Annotated in this window: 15 protein-coding genes and 2 pseudogenes; 9 read left to right on the top strand and 8 right to left on the bottom strand. The window is 64.3% G+C overall.

Going from position 1 to position 20403, the window contains the following annotated elements:
• Positions 1-43: 43 nt before the first annotated feature.
• The 5 genes from CJD35_RS07530 to CJD35_RS07510 all read right to left on the bottom strand — a co-directional run bounded on the left by CJD35_RS07530 (position 44) and on the right by CJD35_RS07510 (position 6426).
• Complete coding sequence (locus CJD35_RS07530) at positions 44-715, bottom strand: queuosine precursor transporter (protein ID WP_017183826.1); 672 nt, start codon at positions 713-715, stop codon at positions 44-46.
• Between the two features lie 107 nt (positions 716-822).
• Positions 823-2346 (bottom strand): Ppx/GppA family phosphatase, encoded by a 1524-nt coding sequence (locus CJD35_RS07525; protein ID WP_017183825.1) that lies wholly within the window; start codon positions 2344-2346, stop codon positions 823-825.
• A gap of 5 nt (positions 2347-2351) precedes the next feature.
• Positions 2352-4490: an RNA degradosome polyphosphate kinase gene (locus CJD35_RS07520; protein ID WP_017183824.1), complete on the bottom strand. Its 2139-nt coding sequence runs from the start codon at positions 4488-4490 to the stop codon at positions 2352-2354.
• Positions 4491-4495: 5 nt separating this feature from the next.
• Positions 4496-5134, bottom strand: coding sequence for a P-loop NTPase family protein (locus CJD35_RS07515; protein ID WP_017183823.1), 639 nt, complete (start codon positions 5132-5134; stop codon positions 4496-4498).
• The gene (locus CJD35_RS07510; RefSeq protein ID WP_026002522.1) at positions 5131-6426 is read right to left on the bottom strand and encodes a hypothetical protein; all 1296 of its coding nucleotides are present in this window, start codon (positions 6424-6426) and stop codon (positions 5131-5133) included. The genes CJD35_RS07515 and CJD35_RS07510 overlap by 4 nt, the downstream gene beginning before the upstream one ends.
• Positions 6427-6651: 225 nt before the next feature.
• Between CJD35_RS07510 and purM the strand changes: the two genes are divergently transcribed.
• The 5 genes and pseudogenes from purM (at position 6652) to nadB (ending at position 11829) form a co-directional block, all read left to right on the top strand.
• Positions 6652-7746, top strand: a complete 1095-nt coding sequence (purM, locus tag CJD35_RS07505; RefSeq protein ID WP_017183821.1) for a phosphoribosylformylglycinamidine cyclo-ligase — start codon at positions 6652-6654, stop codon at positions 7744-7746.
• Between the two features lie 86 nt (positions 7747-7832).
• Positions 7833-8783: a phosphoribosylglycinamide formyltransferase gene (purN, locus tag CJD35_RS07500; RefSeq protein ID WP_017183820.1), complete on the top strand. Its 951-nt coding sequence runs from the start codon at positions 7833-7835 to the stop codon at positions 8781-8783.
• 41 nt (positions 8784-8824) lie between these two features.
• Positions 8825-9763, top strand: coding sequence for an ABC transporter ATP-binding protein (locus CJD35_RS07495; protein ID WP_017183819.1), 939 nt, complete (start codon positions 8825-8827; stop codon positions 9761-9763).
• Between the two features lie 100 nt (positions 9764-9863).
• Positions 9864-10202, top strand: coding sequence for an endonuclease domain-containing protein (locus tag CJD35_RS07490; protein ID WP_095686972.1), 339 nt, complete (start codon positions 9864-9866; stop codon positions 10200-10202).
• A 23-nt stretch (positions 10203-10225) separates the two neighbouring features.
• Positions 10226-11829: pseudogene (gene nadB / locus CJD35_RS07485) on the top strand (L-aspartate oxidase).
• 115 nt (positions 11830-11944) lie between these two features.
• Here the strand turns inward: nadB and CJD35_RS07480 are convergent.
• A pseudogene (locus tag CJD35_RS07480) lies at positions 11945-12789 on the bottom strand (alpha/beta fold hydrolase).
• Between the two features lie 170 nt (positions 12790-12959).
• Here CJD35_RS07480 and CJD35_RS07475 point away from each other — a divergent pair.
• The 3 genes from CJD35_RS07475 (at position 12960) to CJD35_RS07465 (ending at position 17397) form a co-directional block, all read left to right on the top strand.
• The gene (locus tag CJD35_RS07475) at positions 12960-14093 is read left to right on the top strand and encodes a serine hydrolase (RefSeq protein ID WP_017183815.1); all 1134 of its coding nucleotides are present in this window, start codon (positions 12960-12962) and stop codon (positions 14091-14093) included.
• A gap of 112 nt (positions 14094-14205) precedes the next feature.
• Positions 14206-16986 carry a DNA polymerase I gene (polA, locus tag CJD35_RS07470; RefSeq protein WP_017183814.1) on the top strand — a complete coding sequence of 927 codons (2781 nt, stop codon included), beginning with the start codon at positions 14206-14208 and terminating at the stop codon, positions 16984-16986.
• A gap of 117 nt (positions 16987-17103) precedes the next feature.
• Positions 17104-17397 carry a GIY-YIG nuclease family protein gene (locus tag CJD35_RS07465; protein ID WP_017183813.1) on the top strand — a complete coding sequence of 98 codons (294 nt, stop codon included), beginning with the start codon at positions 17104-17106 and terminating at the stop codon, positions 17395-17397.
• A 91-nt stretch (positions 17398-17488) separates the two neighbouring features.
• Here the strand turns inward: CJD35_RS07465 and CJD35_RS07460 are convergent, their stop codons facing one another.
• Both CJD35_RS07460 and CJD35_RS07455 read right to left on the bottom strand, forming a co-directional pair.
• Positions 17489-17782: a TFIIB-type zinc ribbon-containing protein gene (locus CJD35_RS07460; RefSeq protein WP_026002520.1), complete on the bottom strand. Its 294-nt coding sequence runs from the start codon at positions 17780-17782 to the stop codon at positions 17489-17491.
• Positions 17783-17786: 4 nt separating this feature from the next.
• Positions 17787-18479 (bottom strand): Bax inhibitor-1/YccA family protein, encoded by a 693-nt coding sequence (locus CJD35_RS07455; protein WP_017183811.1) that lies wholly within the window; start codon positions 18477-18479, stop codon positions 17787-17789.
• 331 nt (positions 18480-18810) lie between these two features.
• Here CJD35_RS07455 and CJD35_RS07450 point away from each other — a divergent pair, with 331 nt between their 5' ends.
• On the top strand, positions 18811-20328 hold the full coding sequence (locus tag CJD35_RS07450; protein ID WP_026002518.1) for a cysteine--tRNA ligase: 1518 nt from the start codon (positions 18811-18813) through the stop codon (positions 20326-20328).
• The last annotated feature ends 75 nt before the right edge of the window (positions 20329-20403 follow it).

The raw sequence follows: 20403 nt of genomic DNA, 5'->3' as shown, positions 1-20403 counted from the left end.
TCGGCTTACTGTCGCACATTGTCGGGGCCGACTGCCGCCGCCCTCAGCGGTCCAGCCGCCGCCCCAGCGCCACCAGCAGATAAATGACCGGCGGCACCAGTAATGCGGACAGCACGACCTTGGCCAGCATCTGGCCCAGCAGCAGTTCGCCGATCGGAAAGACGCCATAAAAGGCGATGGTCACGAACAGCAGCGTGTCGGCGATCTGCGACAGGATGCTCGCCACCGCCGCGCGCAGCCACAGCAGGCGACCGCCCTCCCGCCCCTTGAGCATCGCGAACAGGGTCACGTTCAATGTCTGCGACACGCCATAGGCGATGATGCCGCCCGCCCAGATGCGCGGCGTGCCGCCCATCATCATGGCAAAGGCTTGGGCGCGGGCCGGGTCCATATCTCCCGCAGCGGGAGCCGCCAGGACTAGGACCGACAGCAGGATAGAGGCAATCAGCGGCAGGAAGCCGATCTGCACCAGCCGGTTGGCCACCGCGCGGCCATGAAGCTCGGCCACCGCGCTGGAAATCGTCACCAGCAGCAGGAAGGCGAAAATCCCCGCCTCCACCGCCAGCGGACCCAGCCCCAATGCTGGCCCGATCGCCGATACCGGCCCCAGCGTCACCTGCTTGTTGCCCAGCACGCCCGCAATGCAGACCATGCCGCCATAAAAGATCGAAAAGCCAAAGAGCGATCGGCTGAGCGGCGCGGGAGAAGATGTCATCGCCGGGGCTTAGCCAAGATTACGCGGCAGGGGAAGGTGGGCAGTGCGGGCATGTTGCTCGGTCCGTCATCCCCGCGTCCACTGGCATGACGAACCTGTTGAAGTCCCTACCCGTCACCCCGCACCAGCCGATATTTCACGCCCAGCGTCTGTGCCAGATGCCGCAACCGCCGTTCCACCACTTCGCCACCCAGCGCCACATCGTCGCTGTCCAGTTCCAGCAGCAACAGCCCGTCCCGCAACGTCAGCCGCGTATGGGTCAGCGGCCGCTCAACCCCGCCGGACAGGCGCTGCGCGAGTCGGATCGCCAGCCCCCACAGCATTGCGCGGCGCAGCGCCTCGGCACTGGCGAGCCGTTCCAGCCCCGGCGCGATCGCCGTGCCACCGCCAAAATGGCTGAACAGCGCCTGCCCCAGCATCGCCCGCTCCGCCGCGGTGATACCCACCCAATTGCTGTGCAGCGCAATCTCCATGCCCCGTTCGGCGCGGAAATCGGGATTGGCGCGCCAGCCGACATCGGCCAGCAGGCAGGCAGCGCGGCGGATACGGCGGGCGGCGGGCGCATCATCGGCGAACAGGGGCGCGATCCAGCGCTCGATCCGGTCGCCATGGCCGCGAAACCGCGATTGCGCCTCCCCCTCCGCTTCGGCTGCGACCAGCAGCGGATCATGCGCCCGAATTTCGGGCGGCAACCCTTCGAACAGCAATCCCTCGCGCAGGCCATAGGCGGACACGACCAGACGGCTCGACCGCAACTGGCGCACGACCACCGACAGCAAGGCCGCCGCATCGCCCAGCGTCGGCACGCGCGACCCGCTCATGCCCGGAATTTCCTTCAACCGCGCGCGATCGACATGGGACACGATACGGATCAGCTGCTCGGCGCGGGTCGCGGGCATTTCATATTGATGCACCACCGGCAGCGGAAACTGGGTCAGTTGCATGTCGAACCGCGCCAGCGCCCGCCACGACCCGCCGACCAGGTAGAATGGCAGGTCAGGCGCCTGATGCCACCCGGCATCGGCCAGCATCTTGGCCACCTGCCGTTCCAGCAACCTTGGCCCCTTGGCGCGGATTTGCGGCAGGCGCAGCACACCCAGCGGCAGGGATATGGTGTCATGCACCTGCCCATCCCTGATCCGCGCCAGTTCCAGACTGCCACCGCCCAGATCGCCGACGATGCCGTCCGCGTGCGGAATGCCCGACAGCACGCCCATCGCCGCGCCGACCGCTTCCTGCCGGCCCGACAGCAATTCCACCGTCAGCCCCATGGCGGCAGCGCGGGCGATGAATTCCGGCCCGTTGGTCGCGTCCCGCACCGCCGCGGTCGCCACGCAGCGAATATCGGCAACCTTCATCTGTCGGCACAGATGGGCAAAGCGTTCGGCCGCGCGCAGCCCGCGCTCCATCGGTTCCGGCTCGATCTGTCCGGTCCGCGCCAGCGCCGCGCCCAGCCCTGCCATCACCTTTTCGTTGAACAGGATGAACGGGATGCGGCGCGGCCCGTCATACACCACCAGACGCACACTGTTGGAACCAATGTCGATGATCGCGGTGCGACCCGTCGTCGGTTGCGCCGACATCGTCATCGTATGCGCCGCTTCGCGGACCCGGCTGAGCATGGAATTCATCAGGCTCAGGTCCGCCCGCGCAGGCGCAATGTCGGCACCGCTTCATTGTCCAGCGCCGCGCCGCGCCCCGACAGGGACGGGTTCGTCATGAAATAGCGGTGCAGGTTGAACGGCTTGTCGCCCGGATCGAGCCTGGTGTAATGCCCCGTGCTGTCGAGCGTCCAGCTTTGTTCGCTGTCGATCAGATTGGCGACCATCACCTGGTCCAAAATCTGGTCATGCACGGTCGGATTTTCGATCGGGGCCAGGAATTCGACGCGCCGGTCGAAGTTGCGCGGCATCCAGTCGGCCGAACTGATATAGACTTTGGCGCCGTTATTGGGCAGCGCCTTGCCATTGCCGAACACCGCAATGCGGCTATGCTCCAGAAAACGGCCGACCACCGACTTGACCCGGATATGCTCCGACATGCCCGGCACGCCGGGGCGCAGGCAACAGATGCCCCGCACGATCAGGTCGATCTGCACCCCGGCATTGCTGGCGGCATAGAGTTTTTCGATCAGCGCCGGGTCGACCAGGCTGTTCATCTTGGCCCAGATGGTGCCGGGGCGACCGGCGCGGACATGGTCGATCTCGGCATCCACCATCGCGCACAGATGATCGCGCAGGCTGCGCGGCGACATGACCAGCTTTTCCAGCCCCTGCGGCTCAACATAGCCGGTGATATAGTTGAACAACGCGGCGGCATCCCGGCTGAAGGCCGGATCGGCGGTGAAGAAGCTCAGATCGGTATAGATGCGGGCCGTGACCGGATGATAATTGCCGGTGCCAAAATGGCAGTAGCTGCGAAACTGGTCCCCCTCGCGCCGGATCACCATCGACACTTTGGCGTGGGTTTTCCAGTCGATGAAGCCGTAGACGACCTGCACGCCGGCCCGCTCCAGCGCGTCGGCCCACATCAGGTTCTGCTCTTCGTCGAACCGCGCCTTCAATTCGACCACGGCGGTCACGGACTTGCCCGCCTCCGCCGCGTCGATCAGCGCGCGGATGATCGCGGACTGTTTGCCCGCGCGATAGAGCGTCTGCTTGATCGCCACCACATCGGGATCGACCGCCGCCTGCTTCAGAAACGCGACGACGACGTCGAACGCCTCATAGGGATGGTGGACGACAATATCCTTCGCCCGGATCGCGGCGAAACAATCGCCGCCATATTCGCGGATGCGTTCGGGAAAGCGCGGCGCATAGGGTTCGAATTTCAGGTCGGGCCGATCCTCCTCGACGACGCCGGACAGGTCGCCGATGCCGATGAACCCCTCCACCTCGACCACTACGGCCTCATGGCCCTGAAGCATGTCCTGCAACATCTCCTCGACCGGTTCGGGGATGCGCTCTTCTATCTCCATGCGGATGACGCGGCCCCGGCGGCGGCGCTTGATCGCGCTGCGATAGTGGCGGACCAGATCCTCGGCCTCTTCCTCGATCTCGATGTCGCTGTCGCGGATGATGCGGAACACGCCGCTGTTGCGCACCATATATCCGGGGAACAGATCCACCGAAAAACGCCGCACCACCGCCTCCAGCGCCATGTAACGCGCCGGTTCGCCGGGAATGCGGACAAAGCGTGCAAGCGAGGCGGGGATCATCACCAGCTCGCGGATCGGCTGCTTGTCCGACAGGCGTTGCAGGTCGAAGACGATCGACAAGCCCTGATTGGGGATGAAGGGAAAGGGATGGGCCGGGTCCAGCGCCTGCGGCGTCAGGATCGGGAAAATCTGGTTCAGGAAATGGTCCCGCAGCCAGGCTTCGCTCAGCGGATCGATCGGACTGGTCGGGCCGACCACTTCGATCCCCACCTGCGCCAGCTCACTATGGACGACGCCCCACACCTTCTGCTGCGCCTGCATCAGGCGGTCGGTTTCCGCCGCAATGGCCGTCAATTGCTGCCCCGCGGTCAGCCCGTCGGCCGAACACATGTCCACGTCCTGCAACTGCTGGCCCTTGAGGCCCGCGACCCGGACGGAGAAGAATTCGTCCAGATTGGCGCCGGAAATCGACAGGAAGCGCAACCGCTCCAGCAGCGGATGGGCGCGGTTCATCGCCTCCTCCAGCACGCGCTGGTTGAACGCCAGCCAGGACAGCTCGCGGTTGAAATAGCGACCCATCGGCTGGGTCAGGCTGGTCGCGGGATCGGCTTCGGCCACTGGGATCACTCGCATGGATCGAGGGAAGGGTCAGGCGCTACTATAGGCAGATAGCCAGCGCCTTGCAGGCAGTCTTTTGCCATTGAGATGGAAATCTTACGGCCAGATGACAAAGCCGCCTGGTCGAGCAGCCGCGTAACCGCCGCGATTGCGCCATAGCTGCGCTCGATCCGGCGCAACAGCCAGTCGGGCAGGTCGGCGGCGAAGCGTGCCCCCGCCGCGCCCAACTGGCGCTCGATCAGCGCGCGCGCCAGCGCCTCGTCCGGTTCGGCGATCGCGACATGGGGCGCAGCGGCCAGCCGCGATCGCAGGTCGGGCAGCGCCACGGTCCAGCTGGCGGGGGGCGCATGGCCGATCATCAGCAATGGCTGGCGGCTCGTCTGCGCCTCGTTCCAGGCATGGAACAGCGCATGTTCGTCCTTTCCCTGCGCGTCGTCGATCACGCTGCCACCGCTCATCTGCGCGAAATGGCGCGCCAGCGTCGATCGGCCCGACAGGGGCGGCCCGGTCAGCACGCTCACCGACAGCGGCCAGTCGCGCCAGCGTTCCAGATGGGCGACCGCCTGGGCATTGGCGTCGCTGACCAGAAAATCTCCGCCGCTGGCCGCGCCTTGCCAGTCGAAAGGCAGGCTGATCTGGCTCATTGCTGTGATGGAGGCGTCGGCTGCGGCGCCTGCCTGCGCACGATGCGCAGGGTGGTGCCTGATACGCTGACGGTGTAGCCGCGCGCCTGCAACCCGTTGCGCAGCATATCCACCGTGCCGTCAAAGCTGACCTGCATGACCGACGTGCCGCCCAGCGCCAGGCTGCTGGTCGATGCCGACCGCACGCCGGGGATCGCCCGCACCGCCGATTCGCCCGCGCTGATCGACCCGACATCGGGCGTGTCGAACTGGATCGCGAAACTGCTGGTGCCGCTCGTGCTGGCCGCCGTCGGCAGATCGTCCGTCTCGATCACCGTATCCGTCGCATTCTCGATCGCCAGCGCGTCAGGATCGACCGGCTCCTCGATGATCAGCGACGGGTCGGGCCGCAGGCGGCCATCATTAAGCGCGCGGATATACATTTCGTCGATCCGCCGCGCGCCCTCGTCCAGCATCTGCGCGACGCCGCTGGCATTGGACGCGCGCAGCGTCACGCTGCCGATCAGGCTGTTGTCCGGGCCATAGCGCGCGGTGAAGGTGCCGGTCACCGGGCCGCCGGGATAGGCGCGGTCCAGCCGCGCGATCGGGATCACCACGTCGGCCGCGCCATATTGGTCGAGCAGCACCCGCCACCACAGGCGTCCGCGCCGCCCGGTCTGTCCGGCCGTCAGCAATATCGGGTCCGCGACCGACCCGGCCACGCGCACATAGTCGATCGCGCTGTCGCCGGTGCGATACCGCGCCCAGGCCTTCTGCCATTCGTTGGTCCGTTCATAGGACACCGCAGATCCGCCATCCCACAGAACCGGTATCACCAGCAGCGGCGGCGACCGCATGACATTGCCCGACACGCCCAGCAATTGCCCGGTACGCGCCCGGTCGAACAATATGCCCAATGTCGCGACATAACGGGTCGGTCCGGCCTGCTCGAAATCAATCTCTATGCCCGAAACCATCGCCTCGATCTGCGAATCGGACAGGGCCGGCGCGCCGCCGCCGCCATGGGTGCGCGTCCACAGCATCCGCCACGCCTGCCGCTGCGCCATCCGCCACCCGGCATAGCGGGCGCTGTCGGCATCCTTGGCCACGACATCGACCTTGACCCCGCGCACCTCGAAATCGCCGCCACTGGCGATCGGCGGGACGCCCCGCTCCCCCTCCATCTGCGCAAACAGCGCTGCGGCAATCAGGCCGATGGCGATGGCGAGGAGGATCTGGACCGGGCGCGACACGGCGCGCAGCAGCGCGCCGGGCTGGAACGGCAGGCGGTTAAGGGTCTGGCTCAGGCTCACGAGCGCCTTTTGGCGGGATTTGCCCAGGATGCCAAGCGCCAACCTTCAAGACCCCTCACCCCTACCGTTCGGGCTGAGCGAAGTCGAAGCCCTCTGCTGAACGCAGTGAAGCACCTCACTACGCTCGGTGGAACGCTTCGACGTCGCTCAGGGCGAACGGATGTGCAATGATGCCGCCAAGATCGAAGGTTCCGTTTTGCCCGCCTTTGCTCTAGGGCGCTCCCCATGAGTGAGAACGAATCCTACAGCTACGCCAAGGCTGGCGTCGACATCGCCGCGGGCAACGCCCTCGTCCGCGCCATCGCGCCGCTGGCCAAGGCGACCCGCCGCCCTGGCGCAGACGCCGAACTTGGCGGATTTGGCGGCTTTTTCGACCTGAAGGCCGCAGGTTATGACGATCCGCTGCTGGTCGCGGCCAATGACGGCGTCGGCACCAAATTGAAGCTTGCGATCGACCATAATCGCCATGATGGCGTGGGCATCGACCTGGTCGCCATGTGCGCCAACGACCTGATCGTCCAGGGGGCCGAGCCGCTTTTCTTCCTCGACTATTATGCCACCGGCAAGCTGGAGAGCGGCGTCGCCGAACGTGTCATCGCCGGGATAGCCGAGGGGTGCCGGATCGCCGGTTGCGCGCTGATTGGCGGCGAAACCGCCGAAATGCCCGGCATGTACGGGCCGGGCGACTATGATCTGGCGGGCTTCTGCGTCGGCGCGGTCGAACGGCAGAAGGCGCTGACCGGCAATCGGGTCAAGGTCGGCGACGTGCTGTTGGGCCTGGCATCCTCCGGCGTCCATTCCAACGGTTTCTCGCTGGTCCGCCGCCTTGCCGCCGACAAGGGCTGGAAGCTCGACCGCCCCGCCATTTTCGATCAGGATATTTTGCTGATCGACGCGCTGATGGCGCCCACCAAAATCTATGTGAAAAGCCTGCTGCCCCTGGTCCGCGCCGGGATGATCAATGCGCTGGCCCACATCACCGGCGGCGGACTGCTGGAAAATATCCCGCGCGTCCTGCCCGACGGCTGCCATGCGATGGTCGATGCCGACGCATGGGACCAGCCGCGCCTGATGGCCTTCCTCCAGGCGCAGGGTCATATCGAACCGGGCGAAATGGCGCGGACCTTCAACTGCGGCATCGGCATGGTGCTGAGCGTCGAAGAAGGCCATGTCGCAGGCGTCACCACCGCGCTCGAAGCCGCGGGCGAGACCGTCCATCGCATCGGCGAAGTGCAGGCGGGCGAGAAGGGCTGCACCGTCCGCGGCTCGGTCGAGACATGGAGCGGCAAGGCCGACTGGCGCGCCACGCATCTAGGCTAAAATCATCCCCTCCGTTCGTTTCGAGCGAAGTCGAGAAACGGTCGCGCCAGGGTTCTCGACTTCGCTCGAACCGAACGGATGTTGTTATGCAAAAGGCAAAAGTCGGCGTCCTGATCTCCGGTCGCGGGTCCAACATGGCGGCGCTGCTCTATGCGGCCAAGGCGGAAAGCTGCCCCTATGAGATCGTACTGGTCGCCGCCAACGATCCCGATGCCGCTGGCCTGACGCTGGCCGCTGCGGAGGGCATCCCCACCTTCGGCCAGAGCCATAAAGGCCATAAGCGCGCCGAATTCGACCGGATCATCGACGCAAAGCTGCGCGCGGCGGGCGCGCAATATGTTGCGCTGGCAGGCTATATGCGCCTGTTGTCGCCCGAATTCGTGTCGGGTTGGGAAGGCCGGATGCTCAACATCCACCCCAGCCTGCTGCCCAAATATAAGGGGCTGGACACCCACCAGCGCGCCATCGACGCGGGCGACAGCCATGCCGGTTGCTCGGTCCATATCGTCACCGCCGAACTGGACGATGGCCCGGTGCTGGGCCAGACCGCCGTGGCGATCCTGCCCGGCGACACCGCCGACAGCCTGGCCGCCCGCATCCTCATCGCCGAACATCAGCTCTATTCCCGCACGCTGGCCGATTTCGTCACCCGCGAGCGCCAGCCCGACTGGCTGCTCAACAAGGTCCGTGAAAGCGCGCTGGCCCTGCCGCAGGCGGACGAGATTGTTTCGCACGGCATGCCCTGCTTCGGCATCGTCAAGGGCAAGAAATTCGCCTATTTCACCCGCGACCATCATGGCGACGGCATCATTGCCCTGCTGGTCAAAACCACCGCGCCCGAAGAACAGGCCAGCCTGATCGAAGCCGATCCGGCCCGCTATTACCGCCCCGCCTATTTCGGCAATGAATGGGTCGGCATCCGGCTGGACCTGGGCGACACGGACTGGGACCATGTGGCGCAACGGCTGCGCGAAAGCTGGCGTCAGGTCGCCCCGCGCAAGTTGCTTGGCCTCATGGACATTGCGGACGAATTCTGACCCCTTCCCTTTGCCCGGCCGGATCACCATAGAGTGGAGCCATGACCGACACGCCCGCATCCGCCCCAGAGGCCGCCATCGAGATCCGCAATCTCACCAAAATCTACAAGGGCGGCAAGCGCGCGCTCGACGGCATGAACCTGTCGATCCCGCGCGGCCAGATTTACGGTCTGCTCGGCCCCAATGGCGCGGGCAAATCGACGACGATCAATATCCTGGCGGGCATGGTCAACAAGACGTCGGGCACCGCGCGCATCTGGGGCTTCGACACGGACGTCAATCCGCGCAACGCGAAAAACTCCATCGGCATCGTGCCGCAGGAAATCGTGTTCGACCCCTTCTTCACGCCCTTCGAGACGCTGGAAAATCAGGCCGGCTATTATGGCGTGCCCAAGGGTCAGCGCCGATCGATGGAATTGCTGCGTGCCGTTCATCTGGAGGACAAGGCGCACGCCTATGCCCGCACATTGTCGGGCGGCATGAAGCGTCGCCTGCTGGTGGCCAAGGCGATGGTCCATTCCCCCCCGATCCTGGTGCTCGATGAGCCGACCGCGGGCGTCGACGTGCAATTGCGCCAGCAACTCTGGGCCTATGTGCGCGAACTCAATGCGCTGGGCGTCACCATCGTCTTGACGACCCATTATCTGGAAGAGGCCGAGGAGCTGTGCGACCGCATCGGCATCATCAACCATGGCCGCCTGATCGCCGACAAGCCGACCCGTGAACTGGTCGACATGGCGCAGGAAAAGGTGGTGCAGGTGACCGTGGACCGCGACATTACAACCCCGCCCGACGCTCCCTGTTTCGAGAAGGTCGAACGATCGGGCGACCGCACGCTGACCATCACCTACCTCAAGGACCGCGCCAATGCGGGCCAGGTGCTCAGCGCCGTGCAGGCCAGCGGCCTGGCGATTGTCGACGTCGTGACGCGCGACCCGGATCTGGAGGATGTGTTCCTCAATCTGACGGCGGCGGCGTGAACGACGAAGCCCATCTTGTCCCCCTCCCGCAAGCGGGAGGGGGCTAGGGGGTGGGCAAACACGACCTTTCAAGCACCGCGCCACCCTTCGCGCCAAGGCATTGCGCCATAGCGCCACCACCCCGGAGCAATTGCTTTGGCAATGCTTGAAAGGACGAAAACTTGGCCACAAATTCAGTCGCCAAATGCCGATCGGGCCTTATTTCGCTGATTTTCTCTGTCGAGAATTGAAATTCGTCATCGAACTTGACGGCACCAGTCACGATCAAAGCGTCAATCATGACATTCGGCGTGATGCTTATTGCCATTCCCTCGGTTTCCAAATCTTGCGCATTTCTAATCGCGATGTGATGACAAACCTCGAAGGCGTGGTGTCGCATATCAAAACGACCCTTGCGCAGGCCCACCCCCACCCCCTCCCGCCTGCGGGAGGGGAGTAAATAAGAAGCAGCAAGACCATATAATGCCCACAACCACCCACGACGTCATCATCATCGGCTCCGGCGCTGCGGGGCTGACGGCCGCCATCAACCTCGCGCAGGATCGCAAGGTGCTGGTGCTGGCCAAGGGCGCGCTGGACGGCGGGTCGACCAACTGGGCGCAGGGCGGCATTGCCGCCGTACTCGACGCCGGTGACAGTTTCGAGGCGCATGTCGAAGATACGATGGTCGCGGGCGCTGGCCTCAATGATCGCGCCACGGTCGAGTTCGTCGTGTCCGAAGCGCCTGCCGCGATCGAGCGCCTTGCCAAACTCGGCGTTCCGTTCAACGCAGGTGAGGATTTCGGCGATCGCTGGCACCTGACACGCGAGGGCGGGCACAGCCATCGCCGCATCGTCCATGTCGATGATGCCACCGGCCATGCGGTGCAGGTCGCCCTGCTGAAGGCCGCCCGCGCCAATCCCAACATCACCCTGATCGACGATCTGATCGCGATCGACCTCATCACCTCCCGGCATGGCGAGCGCTATTCGGGCGATGGCCATGTCTGGGGCGTCTATGCCTTCAACAAGAAGACCAAGCATGTCGATGCGCTGCTGGGCAAGGCGACGATCCTGTGCACCGGGGGCGCGGGCCGCACTTATCTTTTCTCCACTGCCCCGCGCGGCGCAACCGGCGACGGCATCGCCATGGCCTGGCGTGCGGGTTGCCGCGTGTCGAACATGGAAATGAACCAGTTCCACCCGACCTGCCTCTATAATCTGGAGGTCAAGAATTTCCTGATCACCGAAGCGGTGCGCGGCGAAGGCGGGCATCTGAAACTGCCGCCCGGCGTACCCGGCGGCGGCGAGCGCTTCATGCCGCGATTCGACCCGCGCGAGGAACTGGCCCCGCGTGACGTGGTGGCCCGCGCCATTGACCATGAAATCAAGCGGCTGGGCCTCGATTATGTCCATCTCGACATCAGCCACAAGCCGCCGGAGTTTGTGCGGCAGCATTTCCCGACCATCTATGCCCGGCTGCTGGACCTGGACATCGACATTACCAAGGAGCCGATTCCGGTCGTCCCCGCGCAACATTATACCTGCGGCGGCGTGGTGATCGACCTGGATGGCCGCACCGACCTGCCGGGTCTCTATGCCGCCGGCGAAGTGACCGAAAGCGGCCTCCATGGCGCCAATCGCCTCGCGTCCAACTCGCTGCTCGAATGTTTCGTGTTCGGCGAAGCCGCCGCCAAACATATCCGCCATCACTGGGACGAATTGCCCGCCCCCCGCCCATCCGGCCATGGGACGAAAGCCGCGTGACCAACAGTGACGAAGAAGTCATCGTCCAGCATAACTGGAAAGAGATACGTCGTTTCATGTGGGATTATGTCGGCATCGTCCGCACCACCAAGCGGCTGGAACGCGCCCAGCACCGCGTCGCCCTGCTGGCGCAGGAGGTCGATGATTATTACGGCAATTTCCGCGTCACCCCGGACCTGATCGAATTACGCAATCTGCTGGAAGTCGCCCGGCTGGTCGTGCGCTCCGCACTTCATCGCAAGGAAAGCCGGGGATTGCATTATACCCTCGATTATCCCGACATGCTGGAAAAGGCGGTCGACACGGTGCTGACGCCGTAAAAAAAATGGCGCGGTCGCCGGGTCGGCGCCGCGCCTCAAGGTGGAGGAGGGAGACGCTGGAAGCGCATCCGATTTCCGCCCTAGCCCTGTCGCTCGCACCACGCTTTGACGCCTATCAAATATCCTTGAGGAAAGCACCGAGTGCCGCCTGAAAGCGTGCAGGCTGATCCGCCATCACCATATGACCGCTGGGGCCAATGGCGCGCAGCACGGCATCTTTCTTGGGGGCATAGGCGCTGCGGAACCGGCTGGTGATGACCGCTGCCTGCTCCCGGTCCGCGCCGACCGCATAGACTATCTCAAGCGGGATAGAGAGGCGCGCGAGTTGCGGGCCAAGATCGATATTCGCCAGATCGCGCAAGGCGTTGGCGATGACTTCGGGATCGCTGCCTCTGGCGCCGGGCGCGTGGCCCACAATCTGCGCCAGATAGCGTCGCCCCGCGACTGTCCCGGTCAGGTAGCCGCCAAGCTGGTCCGCCAGAAAGCCAAGGCCGCTGGCAGTGCCGCCGACCATCGCCGCCCCGGCTGGCAGCATGTCGACCACCATTGCCCGGCCAGCCACGCCCTTCAGCCCCACCATCATCGCCAGCGTGCCGCCCATCGAATGACCCACGATCGCCGGGCGCTTCAGGCCAGAGACCGTGATGTAGCGGGCAATTTCGTCGGCCAGCGGCTGAACCAGCGGGCCGCTGGCATTGGCATCCGCCGCCAACCCTGCAAAGCCGCGCACCTGAACCAGATGGAAGCGATAGCCCGGCATCGCGCCCAGCACCCCGTTCCAGATGCCCGGACCACTGGCAAGGCCGGGGATCAGCAGCACGTCCCGCCCCGCCCCCGTACCGTCACCGCGATCCGGCGCGAGGTAAAGGGCGCAGCTTGCGCCGTACCGCCCCACATCAGGCCGCTCGCCGCGAGCATCCCGCCGAGCAGCGCCCGCCTGTCCATGCCATTGTCCATCATGCCGCCCTATTGCCGCTGCGCCGCTTAACCGCAACTGAGCGGAAGCGGTTTCGTACCGGTTCCCCGTTAAGCCTCCTTACATCGCATTTGTGGAATCATTCGTCGCATCGGCCTTGCCCGCCAACCTGGCGGCTGACCCTAAATGGCACTTGCAGAGTGCGGGGAATGGAATGAGATCGAATGATAGCCGGGGCGGTTCTGCGCGCCTGGTCCTGTTGATGGCGGCGCTGTTCGCTTGCGTAAGCGCCCCCGAACCGCGCCCGGCGCAGGCTGCCGCCGCCGCGCCCAAGGGCGTGCAGCCCACGACCAACACCTGGCCGATCCGCAAGGTCGCCAACCCGCCGCTGCCCTACAGGGACATCGACCAGACCGAAACGCCCTCCCCCGCGCTGGTCAGCGTCGTGCGCAATCTGGGGCAAAGTTTCCGGGGCAAGGTGGGCATCGCCGTTCGCAGGATCGGCGCGGACTGGACCGTGGCATGGAATGGCAATGCGCTGTTTCCGCAACAGAGCGTGTCCAAACTTTGGGTCGCGATGACGTTCCTGGACGCTGTCGACCGGGGCAAGCTGCGCCTGGCGGACACAACGACCATCACCCGCAACGACCTGACCCTGTTTCACCAGCCGACCGCCGCGATGGTCGGGACCAAAGGCTGGACCACCAGCTATTCCGACCTGATGCGCCGGGCCATGACGCAAAGCGACAACACCGCCAACGACACGCTGCTGCGCGCGGTCGGCGGGCCGGATGCGGTGCGCGGCTTTCTGGCGCGGCGGATGATCAAGGACATCCGCTTTGGTCCGGGCGAAAGGCTGCTGCAATCGGCGACGGCGGGGCTCGACTGGCGGCAGGATTATGCGATCGGCCGCAACTTCTACACTGCCCGCGCGCGGGTACCGATGGCGGCGCGGGTGAAGGCGCTGGACAATTACCTCGCCAGCCCGCCCGATGGGGCGGCGCCCGCCGCGATCGTCCAGGCGCTGGCAAGGCTGAAACAGGGCGATATGCTATCGTCCGCATCCTCCCGCCTGCTGCTGTCGATCATGTCGGAAGCCAAGACCGGGCCGCAGCGGATCAAGGGCGGGGTGCCGCCGGGCTGGTCCTATCTGCACAAGACCGGAACCGGCCAGGATCTGCCGCCACGCTCCACCGGATATAATGATGTCGGCATCATGACTGCGCCTGATGGCACCAGCTACGCGGTCGCCGTGATGATCGGCAGCACCACCGTCTCCATCCCGGAACGCTGGGCGCTGATGCAGGCTGTGGCAAAGGCCGTCGCGGCGAACCACGAGCCGAAATGAGATAAGGGCGCGCGCCGGTGACGCGCGGTTCGATCGATCGGGTCCGGTCGCCGAGCTTTCTGTCGACCTGACGACTGGAGGGAGGATGCGTAACCCGCTATCCCCCTTCCCCATGACCCAGAATCACCTCTATCTCGTCGATGGCAGCGGCTATATTTTTCGCGCCTATCACCAGCTCCCGCCGCTCACCAACCAGCATGGCCAGCCGGTCGGCGCTGTCTATGGCTATACGACGATGCTGTGGAAACTGGCGGAGGAACTGGGCAAGGCGGAAGGACCAACGCATATGGCGGTGATCTTGGACAAGGGGTCGCACACCTTCCGCAACGATATGTACGACCAGTATAAGGCGAACCGCCCGCCCGCGCCCGAAGATCTGGTCCCGCAATTCCCGATGATTCGGGACGCGACCCGCGCCTTCTCCCTCCCCTGTATCGAGGAGGCGGGATATGAAGCGGACGACCTGATCGCCAGCTATACCAGGGCGGCGATTGCGGCGGGATGGCATGTCACCATCGTGAGTTCGGACAAGGATCTGATGCAGCTGATCCAGCCGGGCGTCGACATGTATGATACGATGAAGAATGAACGGCGCGGGGCCGATTATGTCGTCGGCAAATTCGGCGTACAGCCAGAGCAACTTGGCGACGTGCTCGCGCTGATGGGCGACAGCGTGGACAATGTGCCGGGTGTGCCGGGCATCGGCCCCAAGACGGCGGCCAAGCTGATCGTCGAATATGGCGGGCTGGAAGCGGCGCTGGAGGCAGCGCCGGCGATGAAGAAGTCCAAAATGCAGGAAAATCTGATCGCCCATGCCGACATGGCGCGCCTGTCGCGGCGGCTGGTGGCGCTGCACGACAGTATGGATCTGCCCGAACCGTTGGAGGATCTGGCGCTCAAGGGTATTCCCAAGGAGCCGTTGCAGGATTTCCTGACGCATCACGGCTTCAAGACGCTGCTCAACCGGCTGGGCGCCGCAGCCGCCGCCGTCGCGGTGGCCGCGGTTGCCTCCGGCGTGCCGGAACCCGTCGCCACCCCGGTCGCGCCGCAGGAAACGGCGATCGACCGCAGCCTGTATGAAACCGTCGTCAGCGAAGAAGCGCTCGACCGCTGGATCGCACAGGCGACGGCGGAAGGGATCGTCGCGGTCGATACCGAAACCGACATGCTCGATTGCGTGTCCTGCCAGTTGGTTGGCGTGAGCCTGGCGACCGGCCCCAACAAGGCCTGCTATATCCCGATCGGCCATGGGGGGCGCGACATGTTTGCCGAAAAGCCGGAGCAATTGCCGCTGGCGACCGTGCTGGCGAAGCTCAAACCGCTGCTGGAGGATGATGCAGTCCTGAAAGTGGGGCAAAATCTGAAATATGACATGACCGTGCTGCGGCGGCACGACATCGCCGTCACGCCGTTCGACGACACGATCGTCATGAGCTTCGACCTGGATGCCGGTCAAAGCCTGTCGGGCCACGGCATGGATGAGGCAGCACGCACGCACCTCAATCATGAGTGTATCAGCTTCAAGGAGGTGGTCGGCACCGGCAAGAGCCAGATCAGCTTTGCAGAAGTGCCGCTGGACAAGGCGACCGCCTATGCCGCCGAGGATGCGGACGTGACGCTGCGCCTGTGGAAGCTGTTCAAGACGCGGGTAGCCAATGAAGGCGCAAACCGCGTCTATGAACTGGTCGACCGTCCGCTGGTGCCGGTGATCGCGCGGATGGAGCATCGCGGGATCAAGGTGGACCGCGAGCATCTGGCGCGGCTGTCGGGCGAATTTACCGCTGGCATCGCCGCGCTGGAGACGGAGATTCACGAACTGGCCGGGCAACCCTTCGCGATCGGATCGACCCAGCAACTGGGCGCGATCCTGTTCGACAAGATGGGCTATAAGGGCGGCAAGAAGGGCAAGTCGGGTGCCTATTCCACCGACGTCACCATCCTTGAGCAACTGGCCGCGCAAGGCGCGCCGATCGCCAGCAAAATATTGGAATGGCGTCAGCTTTCCAAACTGAAATCCACCTATACCGACGCGCTGCAAGCCCAGATCAACAAGGATACAGGCCGGGTCCACACCAGTTACTCGCTGACCGGGGCGCAGACCGGACGGCTTTCCTCGACCGATCCCAACCTGCAAAATATCCCGATCCGCACCGAAGTCGGGCGGCAGATCCGCCACGCCTTTGTCGCGGAACCAAGCAATGTCATATTGGCGGCGGACTATAGCCAGATCGAATTGCGGCTGGCCGCGCATATGGCCGACGTGCCTGCGCTGAAAGAGGCGTTCGCGGCGGGCGAGGATATTCACGCGGCGACCGCCAAGGAGCTGTTTGGCGAGGTCAACCGCGACACGCGCGGGCGGGCTAAGACGATCAACTTCGCGATCCTCTACGGCATTTCCCGCTGGGGACTGGCCGGACGGCTGGAGATCAGCGCGGACGAGGCGCAGGAGATGATCGCCAAATATTATGAGCGCTTCCCCGGCATCAGCATCTATATCAACGAAACGATCGAGAAGGCGCGGGAGCGCGGCTATACCGAGACTTTATTCGGGCGAAAAACCTGGTTCCCGCGCATCCGCGCATCGATCCAGCACGAACGGCAGGGCGCCGAACGCGCCGCGATCAACGCACCGATCCAGGGGACCAGCGCCGACATCATCAAACGGGCGATGGCGCGCATGGAACCGGCGCTGGAGGCAGCGGGGCTGCCGGGCGTCAGGATGCTGCTGCAAGTGCATGACGAACTGGTGTTCGAACTGCCGGAGGACGATGTGGACGCCGCCAGCGCGGTGATCCGCCGCGTCATGGAAAGCGCCGCCGAGCCGATCGTAAAACTGAGCGTGCCGTTGGGCGTGGAAATCGGCACGGGGCCAAGTTGGGGCGCCGCGCATTGAGGTCGGGTTTCAAAGAGTAAGTGACATTCCAGCCTTCATTGGCATGACGATCATGATTTTGTCCGTCATGCCAGCGCAGGCTGGCATCTCCCTGCCTTTTGAAGCAACTTGACTTCCATGAGGGGCGGCTGGGTATACGTCATGACAAACCGTGCATACGGCGTGCTGTATGTCGGCGTTACCTCCAGCCTGCCGCACCGTGCTATGCAGCACCGCGAAGGCATCGGGTCGGATTTCTGCAGACGCTATCGGCTCGACCGGCTGGTCTATGCTGAGCGGCACGAGACAATCATGGACGCAATCGCACGGGAAAAAGCGATGAAGGCTTGGAAGAGAGAGTGGAAAGTCGAATTGATCGAGAGCATCAATCCCAAATGGGTCGATTTGTTCGATACGTTGCATCTGGACTGACGGGCAGCGAAAAGAAGTGGGATGCCAGCGTTCGCTGGCATGACGGTGGAAGAACTAGAAAAAGGCCGGCCCAGCAGGACCGGCCTTTCCATCAATCGAACAGCTCTTCCAGAAAGCTCTTCTTGCGCTTTTTCGGGTAGCCCCGCCCGTCGTCGCGATAATCGCGGTCCGGGCGGTAGCTGGGTTGCGCGAAGGGCGCTGGCCGGGCCGACGCAGCCGTGTCGGACATGGCCCGGTCGATAATCTTGTCCAGTTCACCCCGGTCCAGCCACACGCCCCGGCATTGCGGGCAATAGTCGATTTCGACCCCCTGCCGATCCGTCATCGCCAATCCGACGTGACAGACCGGGCAGAGCATGGCCGATACGGCCGCTTGGTCCCGCATCCGCTTACTCCCGCTCGCCGGTGAGGCTGAGGAGCATCTGGAACAGGTTGACGAAGTTCAGGTACAGCGACAGCGCGCCCATGACCTGCATCTTCGCCGCGATTTCATGGCCGGCATAGGCGAAATATTCCGACTTGATCCGCTGCGTATCCCAGGCGGTCAGGCCCGTGAAGATCACCACGCCCAGGATCGAGATAACCATCGCCATCGCCGACGATCCGATGAAAAGATTGATCAGGCTGGCGACGATGATGCCAATGAGGCCCATGATCAAAAAGCTGCCCATCTTCGTCAGGTCACGCTGCGTGGTATATCCCCACAGCGACATGGCCAGGAACATGACGGCGGCCGAGAAAAAGGCCTGCGCGATGCTGCCGCCGGTAAACACCAGAAAAACGCTGGCCAGCGACACGCCCATCACGGCGGAAAAGGCCCAGAAGGCCATGCGTGCGCCTGCGGTCGTCATCTTTTCGATGCGGAAGCTGAAGAAAAACACAAAGGCCAGCGGCGCGAAGATCGCCACCCATTTGAGCGGCGTACCGAAGATGGCAGCGGCCAGCACCGGCGTATTGCCGATGAACGCCGCGACCAGCCCGGTGATCACCAGACCCAGGCCCATATTGCGGAAAACGCCCAGCATATGCGCGCGCAGCCCGGCGTCGGTCTGCGCCGTGCGGCTCGCACCATAGCCCGGCATACGAACGGGATTATTCACGTAAGGTCACTCCATCCATCAAGATATGGTTCGAGTGGCCCGGTGCGGTCTCCTGCGGCATATGAGGGGGGAATTGCCGCAAAACCTGCACCGGGCGCACCCGATGCGGTCCGACATCACGGCTGGACCAGGGGGGAGAAGTCCAGCGCGTCAGAGGGGCCCGGCCCGCACCAACCATATTGGCGGAGGAACGCGCCGGTACAAGAGCCAGAGGCCGGCGCAACATTTTATTACAAATTCTCGGTTCTTCCCCCGCGCGGCGAGGATTTCTTCTTATTGACCCATGCGCCGCTTCGCGTCATCGCTCTGCGCCATGTCCGACGACCAGCATATCGCAGCGCCCTTGCGCCTGTTCAACAGCCTGACCCGCACGATCGAGCCGTTCGCGCCGATCGAGGACAATCATGCGCGCGTCTATAGCTGCGGACCGACCGTCTATAATTATGCGCATCTGGGCAATTTGCGCGCCTATGTCTTTACCGACACTTTGCGGCGGACGCTGCTGTGGAAGGGGCTGTCGGTCACCCACATCATCAACATCACCGATGTCGGCCATCTGACCAGCGACGCGGATGCGGGCGATGACAAGATGGAGGCGGCGGCCCGCGCCAGCGCCAAGAGCATCTGGGACATTGCCGCCCACTATACGCAGGCTTTCAAGCAGAATATCGCCGACCTCAACATCATCGCGCCCAGCGAATGGACGGTCGCGACCGACTATGTGCCGCAGATGATCGCATTTGCCGAGCGGATCGCGCCAGCACATTGCTATGAACTGGACAGCGGCCTCTATTTCGACAGCGCGACCGTGCCTGATTATGGCGCGCTGGCTGGCGGGCGGGACGATGCCGCCCATGCCCGGATCGATCCGGTCGCGGGCAAGCGCAACCCGTCCGACTTTGCGATCTGGCGCAAGTCGCCGTCCGGCGAACAGCGGCAGATGGAATGGGACAGTCCGTGGGGCAAGGGCGCGCCGGGTTGGCATCTGGAATGTTCGGTGATGAGCCAGGCGCGCCTTGGCCATCCGTTCGACATCCATACCGGCGGCATCGACCATCGCGAAATCCATCATCCCAATGAAATTGCCCAGAATCAGGCCTTCCACGCCTGCTGCGGCCCGGATGTCGGCGCGGCGGAAGCGGGCTTCACCGGCGCGCGCTGGTGGATGCACAATAATTTCCTGGTCGATCGCAGCGGCAAGATGAGCAAGTCGAAGGGCGGTTTCACCACGCTCTTTTCGCTGATCGACGCAGGCGTGCATCCGCTGGCCTATCGGTTGCTGTGCCTGGGCGCGCATTATCGCAGCGAACTGGAATTCAGCGCAGAGGGTGTCGGCGCGGCACTCACCCGTCTGAAGAGGCTGGTCATGGGCGTCGAGGGTCTGAAAGCCCGCGCCGAAGGGGTGACGTGGCAATCGCCCCGGCTCGACTATCTGCGCGCCAACATGCACCCCAAACTCGCGCCCCTGCTGGAGCAGTTTGACGCGGCGATCAGCGATGACCTGATGACGCCGCGCGCGCTGCCTTTGCTGGAAGAGGCTATTGCGCTCAAGAAAGTGCCGGTGGATGAGAAACTCTGCCTGATCGCGGCCTTCGACGCGGCGCTGGGTCTTAACCTCATGACCCTGACCCGCGCGGACCTGCGCCTCCAGCCCAAGGATGCGCAGATCGCGCCGGAAGAGATTGAGGCGGAACTGGAACGCCGTGCCGCCGCGCGCGCCGACAAGGATTTCGCCCTGTCGGACGAGATACGCGACGCCCTGATCGCGCGCGGGGTCGATGTCATGGATGGCGATCCGCTGCGCTGGGACTGGCGCCTGACCCTGGCATGATCGTCCGGCCCGAACGCTTGTAACTTGACGCCAAAGCCCCCGCGCCCGCAAAGGATGCCGTAGGGGCAGAGTCAG

Source organism: Sphingobium xenophagum (assembly GCF_002288285.1).
Classification (GTDB): Bacteria; Pseudomonadota; Alphaproteobacteria; order Sphingomonadales; family Sphingomonadaceae; genus Sphingobium; species Sphingobium xenophagum.
This window is presented reverse-complemented; position numbering and strand designations above follow the sequence as displayed.

What these genes read in the sequence shown, in the direction of transcription:
- CJD35_RS07530 (WP_017183826.1), bottom strand. Translation starts at nt 715, where the DNA reads ATGACATCTTCTCCCGCGCCGCTCAGCCGATCGCTCTTTGGCTTTTCG.
- CJD35_RS07525 (WP_017183825.1), bottom strand. Translation starts at nt 2,346, where the DNA reads ATGAATTCCATGCTCAGCCGGGTCCGCGAAGCGGCGCATACGATGACG.
- CJD35_RS07515 (WP_017183823.1), bottom strand. Translation starts at nt 5,134, where the DNA reads ATGAGCCAGATCAGCCTGCCTTTCGACTGGCAAGGCGCGGCCAGCGGC.
- purM (WP_017183821.1), top strand. Translation starts at nt 6,652, where the DNA reads ATGAGTGAGAACGAATCCTACAGCTACGCCAAGGCTGGCGTCGACATC.
- purN (WP_017183820.1), top strand. Translation starts at nt 7,833, where the DNA reads ATGCAAAAGGCAAAAGTCGGCGTCCTGATCTCCGGTCGCGGGTCCAAC.
- CJD35_RS07495 (WP_017183819.1), top strand. Translation starts at nt 8,825, where the DNA reads ATGACCGACACGCCCGCATCCGCCCCAGAGGCCGCCATCGAGATCCGC.
- CJD35_RS07475 (WP_017183815.1), top strand. Translation starts at nt 12,960, where the DNA reads ATGAGATCGAATGATAGCCGGGGCGGTTCTGCGCGCCTGGTCCTGTTG.
- polA (WP_017183814.1), top strand. Translation starts at nt 14,206, where the DNA reads ATGACCCAGAATCACCTCTATCTCGTCGATGGCAGCGGCTATATTTTT.
- CJD35_RS07465 (WP_017183813.1), top strand. Translation starts at nt 17,104, where the DNA reads ATGAGGGGCGGCTGGGTATACGTCATGACAAACCGTGCATACGGCGTG.
- CJD35_RS07460 (WP_026002520.1), bottom strand. Translation starts at nt 17,782, where the DNA reads ATGCGGGACCAAGCGGCCGTATCGGCCATGCTCTGCCCGGTCTGTCAC.
- CJD35_RS07455 (WP_017183811.1), bottom strand. Translation starts at nt 18,479, where the DNA reads ATGCCGGGCTATGGTGCGAGCCGCACGGCGCAGACCGACGCCGGGCTG.
- CJD35_RS07450 (WP_026002518.1), top strand. Translation starts at nt 18,811, where the DNA reads ATGTCCGACGACCAGCATATCGCAGCGCCCTTGCGCCTGTTCAACAGC.